The following is an 18798-nucleotide window of genomic DNA, read 5'->3' on the forward strand; positions in this document are numbered from 1 at the left end:
ATAGTTGACCACCTTCATGCAGGCGGGCCAAAGGCGTGGGGGCGAAACGCGGATTAGCCGAGCCGCTTCTGGTGCCGTTCGCGGTTTTCCGCTTTTTTGCGTTCGCTTTTACGCAGCAGCACGTATAGAGCACCGCTGCCGCCGTGGCGACGCTCGGCACTGTGGATCGCCATGACGGCGGGCAGTTGCGGCAACCAGGCGCTCACATAGCTTTTCAGCAGGGCACGCGGGGTGCTGCGCTCCCCCTTGCCGTGCAGGATCAGCAGGCAGCGGATATCCCGGACTTCACAATCCGCAATGAACTGCACCAGCGTCTGGCGCGCTTCGTTGAGGGTTTTCTGGTGCAAGTCCAGGCTGGCCTGCAGCTCGTATTTGCCGAGCCGCAGCTTCTTGTAGACCCCCTCCTGCACCCCATCGCGTTTGAAACCGACGATTTCGTGCGGATCGCGCATCTCGATGGCCTCCATGGTGAGGTGGTCGAGGGCGAGTTGTTCGGCAGTGGCAGCCTGGCGGCGAGCGAGTTGCGCCTCGGTCGGGGCGGATTTGGCCGCATGGGGATGGATGTTGTCGCTGCGAATGGGCCGCACGTCGGCCACTTCATTCATAAATAGCGAGAGTTCGTCGTTATGAGACACGGCAGGCTCCCCATAAGAAAAAGTGGGGGCCATTATAACGGTCGCAACCGGCACAGAAAACGGGGAAAGGGGGAGGGGATAAGGGGCGCCCAGCATGGACACAGGTGCAGCCTGGCCCGGGAATCACAGTCGCGAACCATAAAACAGCACAGGCGGTCAGTGTGAACTGCCGCCTGTGGTCAGAGGATTATTTGCCCTCTTTGGGTTGTTGAGAATGGGGTTGCTGTGAATGAGGCGGTTGCGAGTGCATCACCTTGTAGATGAAGTAGGCCGCGTAAGAGCTGATGAGCAAGAAGGTGCCGATAATCACCAGCATCGACATCAATCCCACGCTGTTGCCAAACATCAGGTCCAGCCAAAAGTCCATTTTATTGCTCCTGTCACCCGGTTGATGACAGGCATGATAAATACCTCTTTGCCCTGTCCGGGATGATCCCGATCAACTCCCTTGCAGGTTGTTTAATGACCAGTGCGATCTGTGATCGTTCTCACTGGACTCCTTGCTACCGAGCCTGCACAGGGCCCGGTGTGGTGAGCGGGGTAATGCGCCACCCTTGCTGCTCCAGCAACGCCAGCAACCCCTGTTCGCCATAAAGGTGCAGGGCGCCTACCACGATAAAGCTCTCGTTGGGCAGGGTGGACCATTTCTTCAGCCAGTTGTGGTTGCGCTCGGCCAGTAGGGTCTGCTCCATCCAGCTTTGTAGCGCGGGCGGGGCCATCTCCTCCTTGAGCAGATTGATCAGCGTCGCCTCATCCCCCTGCTGCCACGCCTTCATCACGGCGGCGAAACCACTCTCCAGCATCGGTAGCTCATCCAGGGTGCTGGCGAGCATCAGGGTCTGGTTGTCACCCACGCTGGCCAGATAACCGAGCTGCTCCAGCAGGGTTTCAAAACCCACTACCGGTTTGCCCTCTTTGGCGGCCCGGACGGCAAAGTGCTGGTCTATCCCGAGTTCACTCTTGAAGTCGGAGCGGGCCATGGCGGCCTGGGTCAGGGTAATGGCGGCAAACCAGGGGCGCAGGGTGGCGAGGGTCGCCTCGTCGATGCCATAGCGGGCGCCCGCCATCAGGGTGCGTTGATAGAGCTCGGCAGGCAGATGATCCTTGAGCGGTTTGCCATCCACCAGTCGGGTGAGGGAGCCGGTCTGTTGCCACTGATCCGGCGTGATGCTGTTCATGTCCACCTCCATCACCAGTGCGCGGCTCTGCAGCCAGGCACGCTCCACCGGCTCGGGCAGAGGATAGAGGGAAGGTTTGCCCGCATGGATGGAGCCCAGCAGCCAGTGTTGCTGGTTGCCCTTGCTCACCCGATAGAACGCGGGATCGGCAAAGGCGTGCAGTGGTAGCAGCAGGCAGAGCAGGAAGGCAAAGAGGGTGCGATGAAATCTCATGGGGATCCTTAATATGCGCCGGGTGACTTCTCTTGCTGACAATAACCCCTATGATAAGTCCTCATTTCAGATAACCAAGAGGTTTGCCATGCCCCATCTTCGTTTTCGCGCCGTGACGCTCGATACCCTGCAACAGGTGAGCGGCCCGCTGCTGGCCGAGCTTTGCGAGCTGACCGGCGGCAAGCCGGAGTTTGTCACCATGGAGCGGATTGATAGCTGCTGGATACGCAACGGCGAGCCAGAGAGGGGTTTTCCGTTTGTTGAGCTGCACTGGTTCGAGCGGCCACAAGAGATGCAGGACGCCGCCGCGCGCCTTATCACGCGCCATTTGAAACGGGTGCTGGGGGAGCAGACCTATGTGGTGGTGCAGGTGATTCCCTTGGTCAAGAGCGCCTACTACAGCAATGGCGAGCACTATTGAAGAGGGGGACAAACCAGGTTGGCGGGGCGGGTGACGCCGCTATACAGCTAACTCAATTCGGGCGGCAGGATGCTTGTCGCCCATCACGGGATCAGGCCGATTTGGCCAGCAGTTTGTCGAGCCAGCGAGTGGGCAATACCCGTCGCAGGAAGGCAAACAGCCGGGTTGGAGTGGTCACCGGATAGCGTGCCTTGGGATGGGCGTGGGTCAGCGCATGGAGCAGCGGAGGGATGCAAGCTTCGCTTGGGAGGGTAAAGCCGCTGGTGGCCCCCTCTTTTTCCAGCCGTGTCAGGGTCTGGCGGTAGGCCGACTGATGACGGCTCTGGGCCGGATCGATGTGGCGCAAGAAGGCGCTGCGGGCATTGGCACGAAAACGGGTATCGATGGGGCCCGGTTCAATCAGGCTGATATGTACCCCGCTACCCGCCAGTTCGAGGCGCAGGGTATCGCTATAACCTTCCAGTGCAAATTTGCTGGCGTTATAGGCGCCGCGATACTTCATGGCAACCAGCCCCAGTACCGAGCTGTTCTGCACTATCCGCCCCTCTTTGGCCTCCAGCATCGGCGGCAGCACCTGACGGATCAGATGGTGCCAGCCAAACAGGTTGGTATTGAACTGTTCCCTGAGCGCCTCGGTGGGCAGATCTTCCAGCGCCCCGGGTTGGCCATAAGCGCCATTGTTGAACAGGCCATAGAGGCGCCCGCCTGCCAGATGGAGCGCCGCACTGGCCCCCAGTTCGATGGAAGCAGGGTCCGCCAGATCCAGCTGTACCGCCAGCAATCCCTGTTGCTGCAGACGGGCCACATCTTCCGCCTTGCGCGCCGAGGCGATCACGGTAAAACCGTGCTGCCCGAGCGCCTGTGCGGCGGCGAGGCCAATACCGCTGGAACAACCGGTGATCAGAACAAAACGGGGCATGATGGCGTCCTTGTGACTGCTGATAAAAGCGTGCGGGCTGGTGAGCGGATAAAATCCTTATCCGGCTCGCATGTTAGCCTGCCAACCGGTAAAAAGAAAACCGGGCCAAGTGGCCCGGTTTGCTGACATCGTATTGCCTGATTACATGAAGGTAAGCGGCATGATGATGTGGAACTTGACGTCGTGCTCGGAGGCGAAGATGTTGGGGTAATCGGTCCAACCGCCGCCCTGGCTGATGTCGTTGTTGTAGTCGGTGTAGTGCAGTTTGAACAGGGTGCCTTTCAGCTTGCCATCCTGCACGGTATAGGTGACATCGAAGTTGGCTGCCCATTCGGTATCTTCACCGTTGGCCGCTTTCTTGCCTTGACCGGTTTCGATATCCCAACCGTAAGCACCGGATACACCGACGGACCAGCCAGGCGCACCAACCAGGTCATCCAGAGAACGGGTCACGCCGAAGAACAGCGCTTTCTCGTTGTTGGCGTTCCAGTCAGAGCGGGAGTCCCACCAAATTTCGTTGGCACCCTGGGAGTTGGCGTAGCCACGGGTCAGACGGGGCAGGTAGTTGCCTTCCGCACCTTCAGCCTTGGTCCACAGACCTTCCAGACGGAAGCCGTACGGGCCCATGCCCCAGGCTGCTGTCAGAGCTTGTTGCCATGCCAGACCGTCATAAGTCTCGATCTGGGAAGCGCCCTTGGTGTAGGTCTCGGTCTCGGAACCGTAGAACTGGTAGCTGGTGGAGAGGCCGCCCAGTACGTCAAACTTGTGAGCCAGTTTGAAGTGGTAGCTATCCATGTAGCCTTCGGACTGACCGAAAGAACCGGTCACAGCAGTGCCATTTTCGAAGGTGTAACGGGCTGCAATACCGTGGATGTAGTCGATGACGTTTTCATCAGCGAACGGATCCATCCACGCTTTGGCACGGGAGAAGACCTGAGTCTCTTTGTACCAGGGGGCCTTGTACTCGTCAGCGATGGCGTAGGTCAGGTAGAGGCCACCGAAGTTACCTTCAACTTGACCACCACGATAGGTACCCGGCTGATAAGACCAGTTAACACCGATTTGGCCAGGGACATACAGCTGGGTATAACCACCCTTGGCAGTGATGCCGCCGTCCAGGAATTTCAGCTTCATCGCTGCGTTGGAGAGGCTGAAACCACCTTCAGGGGAGCCATCTTTGGCGTTGTTGCCCCAAGAACGGCCAGCGAAGGAGAATTCGTTTTCCTGGTTGACCGGGTGATTTTCGGTAACGGCCAGGTCATAGGCACCGAAGCCGCCCAGATCCAGACCTACGGTGTCCCAGGCATAACCGGAGTTGAAGTTAAGAGCGGCTTGAACGGTGGAATGGCTCAGGTTGGACTGGTATTTGCCTTCTTTCTTGGCTGCAGTCGGGTCACCATCGATGCGCTGACGATCACGCTGGAAGTAGAACAGACCGCCGGTCAGTTTGGAGTCTTTAACGAAGGTTTCATAGGACTGGCCGTATTCCGGGCTCATCATGTCCTGAGCTGCCAACGCCATACCGGGGGCGACCAGAGCGGCTACCACAGCGGCACTCAAAGCGGCGCGCTTGAAGATCACTTTTTCCATTTTTATTGCTCCTGATTTTATGGACTTAGCTTTTTTTCCGGCAGTTGGCATCGGGCCTACCGCTCGGTATTGGCATTGCAATCAAAACCCCGAAGGGCAAAAAATCTTGTCTTGGCTACCTGCAAACCCGGATGTCTTGGCACATCTGTAGTTGGCAGTCCTGATCATCACATGTTGTTTTTTTATGTTCCGATTCTTGGCTATCGGACAACCCCAAGAGTACGTTCGCGGTGCGAAATATCAATGAAAAGTTCCCTCAACGTTTCAAAAGTATGACCGAGTGCAAATAATCATGGGCAAGGTCGTAAACAGCCTCATGGCAGGTATCACGGTGATGAGAGCGTTTTCTTGAGGCCGCAGCCAGCGCCAGTGCGGGTTTTCATCCGGTACGGGGGAAGAGGTGTCAGTTAACCTGCCGATAACAGATAATTTTGTGCTACAAAAAAACTTTCCCTCTGGTCGAGGGAAAGTGATCTGGTGGGGATGCGTGGCGAATAGGGATCAGCCTTGCTGGCCGAGGATGCGGGGGATCTGCTGCGCCTGATGGTGAATATGGGACGAGACCTGCACCGAGAGCTGACTCACCTGACGGGCATGCTGATGGATACGGGTGATCAGAGCGGCAAAACTGGCCAGCTTGTGTTCCTGACTTTTGGCATTGTCGGCGCCTTGCAGGGCGATCACTGCGGTGTTGCGGGCGATCTCCCTCACCGCCTGGGTAGTCTGGCGCAGTTGTTCCGCCTGTGCCCGCTGGCGGCTTGATTCGCAGGTGATTCGGTTCAGTACAGTGCCAAGTTGTTCGCCGGATTGGGTCAGGCGCCCCAGAATATCGGTGATCTGGTTGAGGGATTGCTGGGTATTGGCCGAGAGGTGGCGTACTTCATCGGCGACCACCGCAAAGCCGCGTCCCTGTTCCCCTGCGCGGGCCGCTTCGATAGCGGCGTTGAGGGCCAGCAAGTTGGTCTGCTGAGCGATATGACCGATCACATCGACAATGGCCGTCACATCGGCAACCGAGCGGGTGAGGGCTTGCAGCGCCTCATCGCTCTCGTCAATCGCCAGTCCGGTCTGATGAGTGGCGTGCAGCATGCTCCCCACCAGATCTTCGCTCTGGCTCATCGCTTGTTCGTTATGGTGGGCATGCTGGGCGATGTCGGCGGCAACCTGATGAACCTCTCCGGCCAGCTGGTTCAGCTCATCCATCATCTGGCCGCTCTCGTCGACCACCTGTTCGGTGGTGCGGGTGCTGTGGTGGATCTCGTCAACCTGACTGACCATCCCTTGCAGACTGAGGGATACCGCTGACAGCTGCCCCTCTTTTTGTTGTTGGTCCAGTTGCAGACGACCGATCAGCCGATTGTAGCTGGCAACAATATCGGCCAGCTCGTTGCGATCGCGCCCGGTAGGCAACGGCTCGGCCTGCCCCGTCTGATCAAGCTGTAGAAAGGCTCCGCGCAGTCGTAACAAGGGGGCGAGCAGCCAGCGTCGTTGCACCAGCGCAAACAGCAGAGCGACTATCACCAGACAGAGCGCCAGCGTACCGAGGATGGTGGCCAGCTCCTGATTGACGGCTTGCCGCTCGTGGGCAAGTTGTTCCCCCATCTGTCTGGTCGCTTGCAACATGGCCATGATGTCTTGCTGCACGGTCTGGCGGCCAGCCTGTTGTTGCTGAAGCGCCGTGCGGCTGTTGGCCAGCTCCTGCGGATAGCGGCCCAGCAGAGAGCGTAATTCGCTGCGCGGTTGATCTCCCAGCTCCTTGCGTACCGGCTCCCCCAGGGTGAACTCATCGGCGGGAGCCTCTTCATACAGGCCGAGCAGCGGCAAGGCTTGCAGCGCTTGCGCCTGTTTTTGCAGTGCCTCCAGCTCAAAACGGATCCCTTCGAGCAGCTTTTCATTGCCCTGCTCCATATAGCCTTGGCGTAAATGGGCGAGGCGCGGCAGGCCCGCCAGGATCTCGGCCGCACCGCTGCGATATTGCTGTGCCGCGGCAGATTGTTCTGTGCTGGCACCTTGCTCCCCATAGCGGATCAGCGCCATGGCCTGGCTGCCCAGCTCACTCTCCGCATTTTGCAGCAGCAGCTGGCTGTTGCCCGAGAGCTTGCCTGCGGCCTGATAGTCGTGCGCGATGCGCTGCGCCATCTGCTCGAGTTGCTGTCTGAGCGGGGCTGCCACGGCATCATCCTGAGCGGTCAGCGAGGAGAGCGCTTGCTGACGGACCTTCTCCGCTGCTGTCAGTTGTTGCGGATCGCCGCTGTTGAGGTAGTCACGCAGGCTGTTTTGCAGGCTCACTGTCACCAGTTGTTGCAGCGTCTCGTGCTGATGCTGGGCCTGATTGGTATGGGCAAGCTGTTGCCAGCCGTGGTAGAGGGCCAGCGCCTGTCCTCCCGCGACCAGTAACAAAACAAGGGAGGAGAGGGTGGCGTAATGGGCGATTTTCACGGGGTAATTCCTGTCAGCACAGACCATGGGGGAGCGTGGCCCGAGCCTAAACAGGGATGATGGCGTTTTTATGACAGCATGGTTAGGTGGCCCTATTTTACCGACTTAACTGGCTGGGGATGCCAGTGCTCTGTTGCGTTGGCCCAGCATACCGAGCAGGGCGCCTCCCATGATAAGTGCACCGGCCAGCAGATGGCGCGAGGTCAGCTCTTCTCCGTTCAATGCCACTAACAGCAAGGTACTCAGCAGCGGTGTCAGGTAGGCAAGGGCACCGATCCGGCGTGGATCGCCGTCTCGCAGAGCCAGATACCAGGTCACAAAGGCCGCCCCCATCGGGCCCAGCGCCAGCCCGATGATGAGCCACCAGTCACTGGTGGGGATCTGCGCGAGTGGCAGGGGCCCCTCCAGCAGACGGGCAAGCAGCAGCGCCAGCAAACCTGCGGGCAGGCAGGCTGCCGCAGTGACCACGGCGGGGGCTGGCGGCAGACGGCGTGATAGCACCGAATAGGCCCCCCAGACGACAGCTGCACCGAGTGCCAACAGGTATCCCGGCAGATAGGCCTGCTGCAGTTGCAGCTCGCCGTTGACCATCACCAGCATGGAACCCGCCAGACCAAAGGCGCCAGCCAGCAGGTGACGGGCATGGAGTGGATGGCTGGGCAAAAACAGCGGGGTGAACAGAATGATGCAGAGCGGCCAGAGGTAGTTGATGAGGTTGGCCTCCAGCACCGGGGCATGGCGAAAGCTCATAAAGAGCAGCAGATGGTAGAGCAGCAATGCCGTAACCGTCACCAGCCAGGTAATCGGGCGAGCGCGCCATTGGCGCCAAAACGGCAAAGCCCCGACCCCGCAGAAAAACAGCACCAGTCCTACCAGCACCAGTGGTGACACGCTGGTGACCCGTGACGTCAGCGCCGCCAGCGAGGCCCACAGCACAATGGTCAGCAAGGCAAAACCGGTGGATCTATCCCACCAGGAACATCCGGACATCCAACACTCCTTTGCAAGATGAAGCAGGGCTTGGCCTCACAGACAAGCCGAAGAGAAGCAGTCTATCAGAGAGCGCATGCTCTGAACGCCGAAAGGAGAGGGTCATTACGGTTGGATGGTCGGATTCATTGTCGCCAAAAACGACCAAGGGGTTAGCATCGTGAAGATGCCAACCCCTTGTTTTGTATGGCGCTCCCGACTGGAGTCGAACCAGTGGCCTGTCCCTTAGGAGTCCAGAAATTATTAGTTTCATATAGAATCAGTTGGTTTTATATGAAATGTTTTTTTGATTAAAAACAGTTGTTTACATAAGATATCTGTACCAAGTGGTTTCATAAAGTCTCACTCCAATGCACTGCGCTGGAGGGGTACGGGGAGGGGTACGGATGGCGATAAGTAAAGACTTGGAGATCTCGTCACTCAAGCCAGTCGAAGGGGTTAAAGTGAAACGCTATGCGATTCAATCGAAGCATGGTGGTGGACTCAAAATAGAAATCCGTGAAAGTGGCCTCAAGCGTTTTGTATATCGCTTCAAGATTGGTGGTAGTGAAGGCGAATTGTTGCTGGGGAGTTATCCTGCCCTGACTCTGGCTAAAGCCAGAGAGGAGCATGGGAAAGCGGTGCTGCTTGTGAAGCGGGGCATTGATCCCACCAAGTTTGCGGCTCAAGAAAAGGCTAAAAATGAAACGGCCCTGACGATGGATGAGTTGCTTGGACGATGGCTCGATGCACAGCGTGTTGCTCAGGTCGTCAAACCCAAAACCCTCCAATGCCATCAGGATCGTTGGAATCGTCATCTCAAGAAGACTCTAGGCAACATTCGCTTAATCGATCTGACTCGTGCCCACTTGGCACAAGCGTTAGAGATAACCAGGCGTGCAACAAAAGATGAAACCCGTAAAGGGTTGGGAACGCTGAACCAGATGTTAGATTATGCAGTGGTTCACTGTCTGCTTGAGGCCAACCCTGCGAGACTGTTGCGCCCAAAAGATTTTGGTGCCAGTGCTGGCTCGCCAAGAGAGCGATGGTTGACCGTCCCCGAATTGCGCAGGTTATGGAAGGCGATAGATGAGGATCTTGGGAGTGGTGGTAGCTTGGCGGCCGGAGGGCGTGGTGTTTCTCGCCATGCAACGATTTCTATACCTGCTGCGAATGCGATTAAGTTATTAATACTGACCGGATGTCGTAGAGGTGAAGTCGCTAATATGCGTTTTTCACAGATAAAAGATGATATATGGACTATACCTGAAACCAAAAATGGTAGAGCTCATACTGTCTTTATTTCCCCTCAGGCGAAATCGGTCATTGAAGAGCAGGCGCAGTATGCCAATGGTGATTTAGTATTCGAATCTGATCGTCCAAAAACAGATGAAATCGAGCCAATTTTAGTTGATTCCATTACTCGGGCTCTAAGGCGATTCATCGCACGATGTTTACCTGATATGGACCCATTTACTGTCCATGATTTGCGGCGTAGTGCGGCTACTAACTGGGCTGAAAGGCTAGATGTTGAGGAAAGAGTTATTGAGCTTTGCTTGAATCACACCCCCATTAACAAACTTATTAGAACTTATCACCGTTCACGTCACACCGAGAAAACCCGACTTGTCTGGATTAATTGGGGGAGACTGGTAGCTGATGAGGTGATGCAAGATCCTGTTACTGAAGCAGCAGTTAATAACGTTGTGAAGGTGAGCTTTAATAGAAAGTAAATGTGGCTATGATGATTTTTAGTGATGGACTGAATGATTTAATCATTCAGTCCGTTTTTTATATTGCGCACCGTTTTGCGTATGCCTCTCTAATCAACTCTTCTATGATGGTGTTTTTATTTTTCTGTTCCATTTGGCTTAGTTTGTCAAGAATATTACCTATATCTTTACTCATGTTAATGCTGTATTGTTTCTTTTCTATATTTTTATCACGATATACTTTTTGGCTCCATGCTTTCTTGATGTTGGAAACTAAAAGTTTATATCTATCAATATTAGTAATGCTTAATACATCTAAAAATGAAACAAGATCATCTTTTTGAGCTGATGTACCATTTAAAACTAATGGGACATAATCTATTTCTTTATGCTCAAGATATTTGTGTAGCCATGTTGTTTTTTCCTTGTTTTGTTTGTTAAGCCAAAACTTAACATCATCATTTTTCATTGCTGATTCAGCAGATTTGGATATAGCTCGTACTAATTTTTCCTTTTCTATTTTGTTGCAAGGTAGTCTGTTGATAAGTGCAGTTATATCCTGTGTGCTTATTTCAGTATTCCATTTTTTATTAGTGTGTGTGTGCGTTTTTATGTTTTCATCGAGTATTGATGGGCTCAATAAAAACACGCACTTATGTTCTAGTTGTTGGTCTTTTTTTTCTATGGATATACCTAAGTGACTCAAAAATCTCCATGTGAAGTAATGCAGTCTCGTATTTTTATTATCTAGCCAGTAATAATATTTTTCTGTAAGGCATCTTGTGTGAAATTCATCCAGTAAAGTGTCAATCCATTTTTCAAGTCCATTAGGTCGTTCATTTCTTACATTGTAATTATGCATAAAAGCAAAAGCACTAGCAGTATTGCAGGCATCTTTTAAATTCTTGATTAGTATATGGCGAGGTGGTGTATCTACAGCTTGAGCTTGATTGATTTGACCTGTTCTATACCAGAGGTAGTCCACAAAAACAGGGTCATCTAATTTCTTATAAACTTGCACATCCACACCATTATCATGAATTGCCATAATACCACCTCCCTTAATCTACATTGTAGTGTTTTGTGTTGATTTATAGTTGTGTTTAGTGTGTGATTTTTCATGGTATTTTTCAAGCTTTTATTGTTGCTTATGTTGGCGGGCTGACCTGTGAATGCATGGCTCAGGCTCTGCAATCTAACCTACTTAGTGGCATTGAAGCACTCTGGGATAACTAGTGATTGTTTCTTCTGCATAGCTAATCGGCTTAGGGGCAATGTGAGAAGCTATAAACGTAAATATTAACATTGTTGGTCCAGCTATGGAAAAATAGTCGGATCCAAAAAATGAAACTAATCAAACTCAAAGAAGTCACGGAAATGACGACGCTATCCAAAGCGACAATTTATCGTTTGATGAGCAAAGGGGAGTTCCCTGGTGTCGTTCGCTTAGGGCCTAGAGCGGTCGCTTGGATGCAGAGTGAAGTAATAGAATGGATTGATTCGAAGGCATCTGCTAGATAGGAGAGGGCAAGCTAAGTTCAGAGTAATTTTCTTGCTTTAATAACCGGTATTACTGGGGTTTTATTTAAAATAATTACGTATTCCCCGGTGATTTAGGAGGTCGCTAAGTTCGGTAATAGTAATATATACACCCAGGTGTATAACAAGGTAGAGGGTGTAGGAGATATATCGAGAGAGTGATACACCGTCAGAGTGTATCACAGAGTATACCAACGAGAACATGTGATATATACACGAAGTGTATACCAATCAGATATACATCGGGCTTGTACGTCAGATACAAGCCATTAGCCGTATACATCGGCATAGCGCAGCATATGCAAAGCACAGAGTGCTAAATGCAGGTTGGTATATCAACCTAGTGGTTTAATAAGAGAGCAAGGTATCAGTTGACCGTAAAGTTTTACGCAGCGGTCCTCATTAATGACGATGAGTACTGTCACCTGAGCATCTAACCAACTTGCATGGGTATTCCATGTAAATCATAGGGCCGTATATGAAATCAAATGGCGGGTATTGTTTAATAGGCAACGAGCTAGGCAACTTACGAGTTGTGGCTGAGGCCAAGTATGGTGAAATATCCTTTGAACAGTTGAAAACATCCGTGGAGGTGATCGCCAGCTTTTTGAATAAACATCCGCGAGTGTTTACTGTACGTGTTGATCTACGCTTTCCCCAGATACCAGTTATGGATGATCCGGACATGCCGACAGGCTTTCCACCGGAGGTAGAAGAGGAAAAGGTTATTACGCGCTTTATTGCTTCACTAAAAAGCCAGATACATGCGTTACGTCACCGTAAGGGTAAAACTGGTAAACGATTCTTCTTGGGTTATATCTGGGTAAAGGAGCAGGTAACAAGCCAGTACCCTCATTATCACGTGGTGCTACTATTTAACCGAGATGATTACGGTTATCTTGGTGACTACGCTAATTTTGATGCGGATAACATGGCTACGCGTATTCGTAAAGCTTGGTGCAGAGCATTGAGGCTTGCATACCCTGATTATGCGTCTTTGGTGCATTTCCCTCCTGACGCAGAGTATCGATTTGATCGCAGAGATGCAGATCTGCAGAATGAGAATTTTTATAAATTCTTGGTGAGGATCGGGTATTTATTTAAATTGCGTTCGAAAGTACGAGGTGAGCGTAATTTCGGGCATAGTGAACGGATAAGGTAATGTTCACTCTTAATTCACTGGCCCTAGTGGGGATGCTTGGACATTCAAATTCAATTCGGGAGTTTCTACTCCCGGATCTGTTAAGCTAATCCCTCATTTGTTATCGCATCAGTTGGAGTAACCCATGGCAGCCTATTCCCCTTCCTTCACCCATGACCCATGCCATGTTGAGTCGAGTTGCGGATATCGCTGAGTTGCTGCGGCTGTAGCGGTTTGCTCAGAGCTCTCAGGTTCTTATGTTGCGTCGAGAGAACCGGATCCGCACCATCCAAGCTTCGCTAGCTACTGAGCACAATACTCTGAGTGTTGAGCAGGTGACGGCAGTGATTGAGGGGAAGACGGTACTTGGGCTTCCACGGGAAATCCAAGAGGTCCGTAATGCGTTTGCGGCCTATGAGGCAATGCCTAATAGGGATCCAGCTTCAGCGGAAGATTTACTTGGTGCTCACGGACTACTGATGCGTGGACTCTGTGATGATGCGGGTCACTGGCGTAGGTATTTATCGAGGCGAGCAGTTAGTGCATATGGCTCCCCCTGCGAACCAGGTCCCTCGTCTGATGGGACAGCTATTGACTTGGCTGGCTGAGAACGAGGCTCATCCGCTGCCATATAAAGGGGTTTGGTCGGTGTGAATTGCCCCTAGTTCCCTAGAGACCTAACTGCCTTAAAATGAGGCCAGCATTGGAGGTGCCATGGTCCGTCAGCGTTATCCAGAAACTTTCAAAATCGAAGCTGTTAAACAAGTTACTGAGCGTGAGATGCCTGTGGCTGACGTTGCACGAGCCCTTGGGGTATCCAGCCACATTCTGTATGCCTAGCTCAAGCCGTACGGCAAGCCTGCAGAGCAGCAACACGAAGAGTCTGCCTTGCAAGCCGAGATACACTGCTTGAAAACCGATCTGCGTCAATTAACCGAGGAGAGCGCAACATCTTAAAGGAGGGCGGGATTCAATCGGGTGTGTCACGGCCATGTGAAAACATGCAGTTGCGGAGGATTGTTGAATGCAACGAACATTTACAGCAAAGGAAAAGGGGACTGCCGAAGCAGTCCCTGAGTTAGGCTCATTGCGATAACACATGTCTGAAGTTTGGTTCAATTGTATTATCTACATGTTAACCACAGCTGCTCACAGAGAGCGTTGTTTAACTCAACTAAGTCGAGCGTTCACCGTCTAGCAGGGCGGCTATACCATGACCAGTCTGGAAATACGTGACCATTACAATATTGAGGTGTCAGCGAACATATCAGAGTGGGCCGGCTCCGGCGGAGGGCTTACAGATATAGATGCTCGGGGCCAGACCGCTCACTTGGGGATAACGAATATTAACCTGTTCGCACACTGCTGCTGTCAGTGACTGTGGAACCAATGCAACCACACAGCCACCAAACCCGCCACCAGTCATCCTCACACCACCACGACTGCCGATGATCTCTTTGATCATGTCGACCAAGGCGTCGATAGCAGGCACTGTGATGGCAAAATCATCACGCATCGAGGCATGGGACCGCGCCATTAATTCGGCCATCATGACCATGTCTTCATTCGCAAGCGCATCGGCTGCTGCCAGCGTTCGTTCATTCTCGGAGATGACGTGGCGTGCACGGCTCGCGACGACAGGATCCAGTTCGTTGGCTCGCTCGGTGAACTGGGTCATCGTCAGATCGCGCAGTGCCTTGACCCCAAAATGCCGTGCGGCCTCTTCACACTGTGCCCTGCGGGTATTGTATTCGCTATCCACCAGGCCCCGACGTACGTTCGAGTTGATAATGACCACATCAATGTCGGCTGGCATGCTCACAGGACAGGTATTCAGACTGCGGCAATCGATCAGCAGAGCATGATCTTGCTGACCCAGAGCCGAGATGAACTGATCCATGATGCCGCAGTTGCAACCGACGAACCTGTTTTCCGCCAGTTGTCCATTCAGGGCGATATCTGCTTGGCTGATGTCGAGGTGATTCATCTCTTTGAAGATCTGTCCTACTGCCACTTCCAGAGAGGCGGAAGAGCTCAGGCCTGCTCCCTGAGGTACATTGCCACTGATTACCAGGTCTGCCCCTGTCAGTTGACAGCCTCGCAATAGCAAATATTTGACGACGCCTCGCACATAGTTGGCCCACAGGTATTCCGGGCGCGCCTCTATGGGGTGGCGTAAGTCAAATTCATCCAGTTGGTTGTGATAGTCGGCAGCGATAACCCTGATCAGACTATCTTGGCGGGGGGCAGCACTGATCACGGTCTGATAATCGATGGCGCAGGGTAGCACGAAGCCATCGTTATAGTCCGTGTGTTCCCCAATGAGGTTAACACGCCCAGGTGCCTGAATGGCGAGGGTCGGGCGATAACCATACTGAGTGTAAAAGGTATGTTCAGTCACGCTGTGTGGCGATTCAATACTCATATCTCAACCTCAAACCTGTTCACGAAAATGGATATCGCTGACGGAACGCAGGCGTTCGGCCGCCTGTTCTGCCGTCAGGTCACGTTGTGTTTCTGCCAGCATTTCATAGCCCACCATAAACTTGCGTACGCTCGCAGAGCGCAGCAGGGGCGGGTAGAAGTGGGCATGCAACTGCCAGTGATCATTCTCTTCGCCATTGAATGGCGCACCATGCCATCCCATCGAATAGGGGAAGGAGCACTGAAACAGGTTGTCATAGCGGCTGGTTAGTTTTTTGAGCGCCAGTGCGAGGTCTGCACGCTGTTGCGGTGTCAGTGTCGGTAGACGTGTTACCGCAAACTTGGGAAGCAACAGGGTTTCGAAGGGCCAGGCAGCCCAATAAGGCACTACTGCCAGCCAGTGTTCCGTTTCCACTACGGTGCGGCTGCCGTCAGCCTGCTCGCGTTCCGCATAATCGAGCAACATGGCTCGACCATGTTTGGCAAAATACTCCCGTTGGGCGACATCTTCCCGCGCGGCTTCGTTGGGCAAGAAGTCGTTGGCCCATATCTGCCCATGGGGATGGGGATTGGAGCACCCCATCATGGTGCCCTTGTTTTCGAATACTTGGATCCAGCGGTATTCGCGCCCCAGCTCTGCAGTTTGTTCACACCAGGTGTTGACCACGGCAGTGAGGGAGGGGATAGACAACTCGGGCAAGGTCTTGCTGTGATCCGGTGAGAAGCAGATTACCCTGCTGGTGCCGCGTGCACTCTCTAGCTGGAAGAGGGGGTCCTCGCTGGTTGGGGCCATAGGTGTATCAACCATCAGTGCCGCAAAGTCGTTGGTAAAAACGAAGGTCGACGGATAATCCGGATTTTTGTCACCAGTGACGCGAGTATTGCCGGCGCAGAGGAAACAATCCGGATCGTGAGGGGAGCGCTGGGTACGATCGGGTTCATCCTGCTGGCCCTGCCAAGGGCGTTTCGCCCTGTGGGGAGAAACGAGAACCCACTGTTGGATCAATGGGTTGTAACGACGGTGAGGGTGGTCGGTCGGTTCGAATTGCATAGTAAGGTCTGTCTCGTTCTGTATATTCATGGAAGGGGGTAACCGTTTGGATTTTGGGATTGCCAGCGCCAGGTATCAGCCGTCATCTCATCAAGCGTGCGATAAGCCTTCCACCCCAGCTCGTTATAGGCTCGTGTTGGATCTGCCCAACACTGTGCTATGTCCCCAGCGCGGCGCGGCACGATCTCATAAGGCAGTTCGCGGCCACAGGCCTTGGAGAAGGCGGCATGAATGTCCAGGACACTGTAGCCATGCCCAGTGCCCAGGTTGTACACATGGACGCCAGCTTGCCCAAGCGCATGTTTCAAGGCTGCGACGTGGCCATCGGCTAGATCCATGACATGAATGTAATCCCGCACACCGGTACCATCTGGTGTCGGGTAGTCATCACCAAAGATGGCGAGTTTGGCACGGCGGCCCACTGCCACCTGGGCAATATAGGGCATCAGGTTATTGGGAATGCCCTGGGGATCCTCGCCCATCAGGCCGCTGGGATGGGCGCCCACCGGATTGAAATAGCGCAACAGGGTCAATGACCAGTCGGGGGCTGAGTGTGCAAAGTCCTTGATGAGGCGCTCCACCATCAGCTTGCTTTGACCATAAGGGTTGGTGGCGTGAAAGGTGGGCGACTCCTCGGTGATGGGCATGATCTCCGGCTCGCCATAGACGGTGGCAGATGAGCTGAACAGCAGGGTCTTGACCCCGGCGCGTCGCATTGCCTGCAGCAACACCAGGGTGCCGCTGACATTGTTGTCATAGTACTCGAGAGGCTTTTGTACCGATTCCCCTACGGCCTTGAGGCCTGCGAAATGGATCACGGCATCTATCTGCTGGTCTGCAAACACACGATCCAGCAGGTCGGCATCCCGCACATCACCGTGATAGTGCTGGGGGCGCAGTCCGCTGAGGCTGTGGATACGTTCGAGGACGCTCTCTTTGCTGTTAACCAGATTGTCCAACAAGATGGGGGTCATCCCGGCAGCGATAAGCTGCAAGCAGGTATGACTACCTATGTAACCAGTTCCACCTGTCACGAGTATCTTCAACATTAATCGCTCCTTGGTGCTCGTTTTTATTGGGTTTTATTTGGTGTAATCGCTTTCCCTTATTCTGCGCTTGTGAACAAGGTCCTGGAAGATGCATCTCCATTTGATGTGATTTTTGTCACATTTTTCACCGCGATGAGCATGAGAATGGATAAGGGTGTATGTAAATGGATTACACAGCGAGACGCTCGTATTGATAGAATGCTCCCGCTTTTGACATGAAAGCCGTGTCAGGTATTGGAAATGTCGGTAGTATCTTGACCCTATAAAGCACTGGTTTTTATTTATACCGTTCACCGGAAAAGCTAATTCATGGCAACCATCAAAGATGTAGCACTCCTGTCAGGCGTATCCGTCGCCACAGTCTCACGTGTCATCAATAATTCGCCAAAGGCAAGTCAGGCGTCACGCGATGCCGTCTTCAAGGCGATGCATGAACTCAACTACCACCCCAACGCGAATGCGAGAGCCTTGGCCCATCAGAACAACGAAACGCTGGGGTTGATTGTTGCCGATGTGTCTGACCCCTTCTTTGGCACCATGGTTAAAGCAGTTGAGCAGGTGGCGCAGGCTACGGGGAATTTTCTGCTCATCGGAAATGGCTACCACGACGCAGCCAAAGAGAAGCACGTAATAGAGCAGTTGATAGGGCATCGCTGCTCTGGCTTGGTGGTTCATGCCAAAATGCTGCCAGATGAAGAGCTGATCCAGATGATGAGCTATGTTCCCGGCATGGTGCTAATCAACCGTATCGTTCCAGGGTTCGAGTCCCGTTGTGTGGCGCTGGACGATCGCTATGGTTCCTGGCTTGCAACTCGTCACCTGATCCAGGAAGGGCACAAGAAGATAGGGTTTCTGTGTTCAAATCATCTGATCTCTGACTCTCAGGATCGCATGCAGGGGTATCTGGATGCGCTGCAAGAGCACAATATCCCGGTCGATGAGCGCCTGATCTCCCGTGGCAGTCCGGATGAGCTGGGAGGTGAAGCCGCGATGACTGAGTTGTTGAGCCGGGGGCAACAGATGACGGCGGTCGTCTGTTATAACGATTCGATGGCGGCAGGAGCTTTGTCCGTGCTTAGCGACAACGGGGTCGAGGTTCCCCAGGAGCTATCTCTGGTGGGGTTTGATGATGTACTGATATCCCGCTACTTGCGCCCTCGTCTGACTACGGTGCGTTATCCCATCATCGCCATGGCGACCCAGGCCGCCGAGCTGGCCATTGCTCTGGCAAAAGGTGGGCCCTTGCCCCAGACGACACATATGTTCAGCCCGACTCTGGTACGCCGTCATTCAGTCCGCAGTATCGATTGATCGACGATTTGGCAACCTGAATTCATCGGCCATCAGGCAAGGTTACCCGTCAGGGGCCTTGCCTTTTTAGTGCCTCATCTTCTTCCTCTCTCTTTTGTCGCTCACTCCTGTGGGGTCGGGAAGGTCTCACGGTGCCTTCCTATGCCCTGCACGAGGAGGTCATGTCTGCTGCGATGAGTCTGGTCGAGTCATGGTTCTCAGGTGTAG

The 18798-nt window shown here is 53.5% G+C and carries 16 protein-coding genes and 1 pseudogene; 6 read left to right on the forward strand and 11 right to left on the reverse strand.

Annotation, left to right across the window (positions count from 1 at the left end; translation table 11 throughout):
* Positions 1–53: 53 nt before the first annotated feature.
* The 3 genes from smrA to OKC43_RS15400 form a co-directional block, all read right to left on the reverse strand.
* Positions 54–635, reverse strand: a complete 582-nt coding sequence (gene smrA / locus OKC43_RS15390) for a DNA endonuclease SmrA (RefSeq protein WP_005338734.1) — start codon at positions 633–635, stop codon at positions 54–56.
* Positions 636–822: 187 nt separating this feature from the next.
* The gene (locus OKC43_RS15395) at positions 823–1002 is read right to left on the reverse strand and encodes a DUF3149 domain-containing protein (protein WP_005338733.1); all 180 of its coding nucleotides are present in this window, start codon (positions 1000–1002) and stop codon (positions 823–825) included.
* Between the two features lie 136 nt (positions 1003–1138).
* A complete protein-coding gene (locus OKC43_RS15400) occupies positions 1139–2026 on the reverse strand; it encodes a TraB/GumN family protein (protein WP_236271711.1) in 888 nt (295 codons plus the stop codon).
* Between the two features lie 88 nt (positions 2027–2114).
* Here OKC43_RS15400 and OKC43_RS15405 point away from each other — a divergent pair, with 88 nt between their 5' ends.
* Positions 2115–2447 carry a DUF1904 family protein gene (locus OKC43_RS15405; protein WP_236271712.1) on the forward strand — a complete coding sequence of 111 codons (333 nt, stop codon included), beginning with the start codon at positions 2115–2117 and terminating at the stop codon, positions 2445–2447.
* A gap of 91 nt (positions 2448–2538) precedes the next feature.
* Here OKC43_RS15405 and OKC43_RS15410 read toward each other — a convergent pair whose 3' ends face one another.
* The 4 genes from OKC43_RS15410 to OKC43_RS15425 form a co-directional block, all read right to left on the reverse strand.
* Entirely contained in the window at positions 2539–3366 is an 828-nt protein-coding gene (locus OKC43_RS15410) for an SDR family oxidoreductase (protein WP_042054211.1), read from the reverse strand.
* Positions 3367–3507: 141 nt separating this feature from the next.
* Entirely contained in the window at positions 3508–4956 is a 1449-nt protein-coding gene (locus tag OKC43_RS15415; RefSeq protein ID WP_005338723.1) for an OprD family outer membrane porin, read from the reverse strand.
* A gap of 501 nt (positions 4957–5457) precedes the next feature.
* Positions 5458–7395 carry a methyl-accepting chemotaxis protein gene (locus OKC43_RS15420; protein ID WP_236271713.1) on the reverse strand — a complete coding sequence of 646 codons (1938 nt, stop codon included), beginning with the start codon at positions 7393–7395 and terminating at the stop codon, positions 5458–5460.
* A 105-nt stretch (positions 7396–7500) separates the two neighbouring features.
* Positions 7501–8385 carry a DMT family transporter gene (locus OKC43_RS15425; protein ID WP_236271714.1) on the reverse strand — a complete coding sequence of 295 codons (885 nt, stop codon included), beginning with the start codon at positions 8383–8385 and terminating at the stop codon, positions 7501–7503.
* A 386-nt stretch (positions 8386–8771) separates the two neighbouring features.
* Here OKC43_RS15425 and OKC43_RS15430 point away from each other — a divergent pair, with 386 nt between their 5' ends.
* Positions 8772–10097, forward strand: coding sequence for a tyrosine-type recombinase/integrase (locus OKC43_RS15430; protein ID WP_081396153.1), 1326 nt, complete (start codon positions 8772–8774; stop codon positions 10095–10097).
* A 58-nt stretch (positions 10098–10155) separates the two neighbouring features.
* Here the strand turns inward: OKC43_RS15430 and OKC43_RS15435 are convergent, their stop codons facing one another.
* Entirely contained in the window at positions 10156–11124 is a 969-nt protein-coding gene (locus tag OKC43_RS15435; RefSeq protein ID WP_144713878.1) for a hypothetical protein, read from the reverse strand.
* A gap of 296 nt (positions 11125–11420) precedes the next feature.
* Here OKC43_RS15435 and OKC43_RS15440 point away from each other — a divergent pair, with 296 nt between their 5' ends.
* The 3 genes and pseudogenes from OKC43_RS15440 to OKC43_RS15450 all read left to right on the forward strand — a co-directional run.
* Positions 11421–11597, forward strand: coding sequence for a helix-turn-helix transcriptional regulator (locus OKC43_RS15440; protein WP_076362302.1), 177 nt, complete (start codon positions 11421–11423; stop codon positions 11595–11597).
* A 496-nt stretch (positions 11598–12093) separates the two neighbouring features.
* The gene (locus OKC43_RS15445; protein WP_270659438.1) at positions 12094–12777 is read left to right on the forward strand and encodes an inovirus Gp2 family protein; all 684 of its coding nucleotides are present in this window, start codon (positions 12094–12096) and stop codon (positions 12775–12777) included.
* Between the two features lie 693 nt (positions 12778–13470).
* A pseudogene (locus OKC43_RS15450) lies at positions 13471–13721 on the forward strand (transposase); the annotation flags it as partial.
* A gap of 302 nt (positions 13722–14023) precedes the next feature.
* Here the strand turns inward: OKC43_RS15450 and galK are convergent.
* The 3 genes from galK to galE are packed head-to-tail and all read right to left on the reverse strand — an operon-like array spanning position 14024 to position 17277.
* Positions 14024–15181 carry a galactokinase gene (galK, locus tag OKC43_RS15455; protein WP_100654394.1) on the reverse strand — a complete coding sequence of 386 codons (1158 nt, stop codon included), beginning with the start codon at positions 15179–15181 and terminating at the stop codon, positions 14024–14026.
* A 9-nt stretch (positions 15182–15190) separates the two neighbouring features.
* The gene (gene galT / locus OKC43_RS15460) at positions 15191–16231 is read right to left on the reverse strand and encodes a galactose-1-phosphate uridylyltransferase (RefSeq protein WP_041213008.1); all 1041 of its coding nucleotides are present in this window, start codon (positions 16229–16231) and stop codon (positions 15191–15193) included.
* A 26-nt stretch (positions 16232–16257) separates the two neighbouring features.
* On the reverse strand, positions 16258–17277 hold the full coding sequence (galE, locus tag OKC43_RS15465; protein WP_041215920.1) for a UDP-glucose 4-epimerase GalE: 1020 nt from the start codon (positions 17275–17277) through the stop codon (positions 16258–16260).
* A gap of 312 nt (positions 17278–17589) precedes the next feature.
* Here galE and galR point away from each other — a divergent pair, with 312 nt between their 5' ends.
* Positions 17590–18591, forward strand: coding sequence for an HTH-type transcriptional regulator GalR (gene galR / locus OKC43_RS15470; protein WP_100654392.1), 1002 nt, complete (start codon positions 17590–17592; stop codon positions 18589–18591).
* The last annotated feature ends 207 nt before the right edge of the window (positions 18592–18798 follow it).

The sequence above is a fragment of the Aeromonas sp. Y289-2 genome (genome assembly GCF_027705925.1).
Taxonomy (GTDB): Bacteria; Pseudomonadota; Gammaproteobacteria; order Enterobacterales; family Aeromonadaceae; genus Aeromonas; species Aeromonas veronii.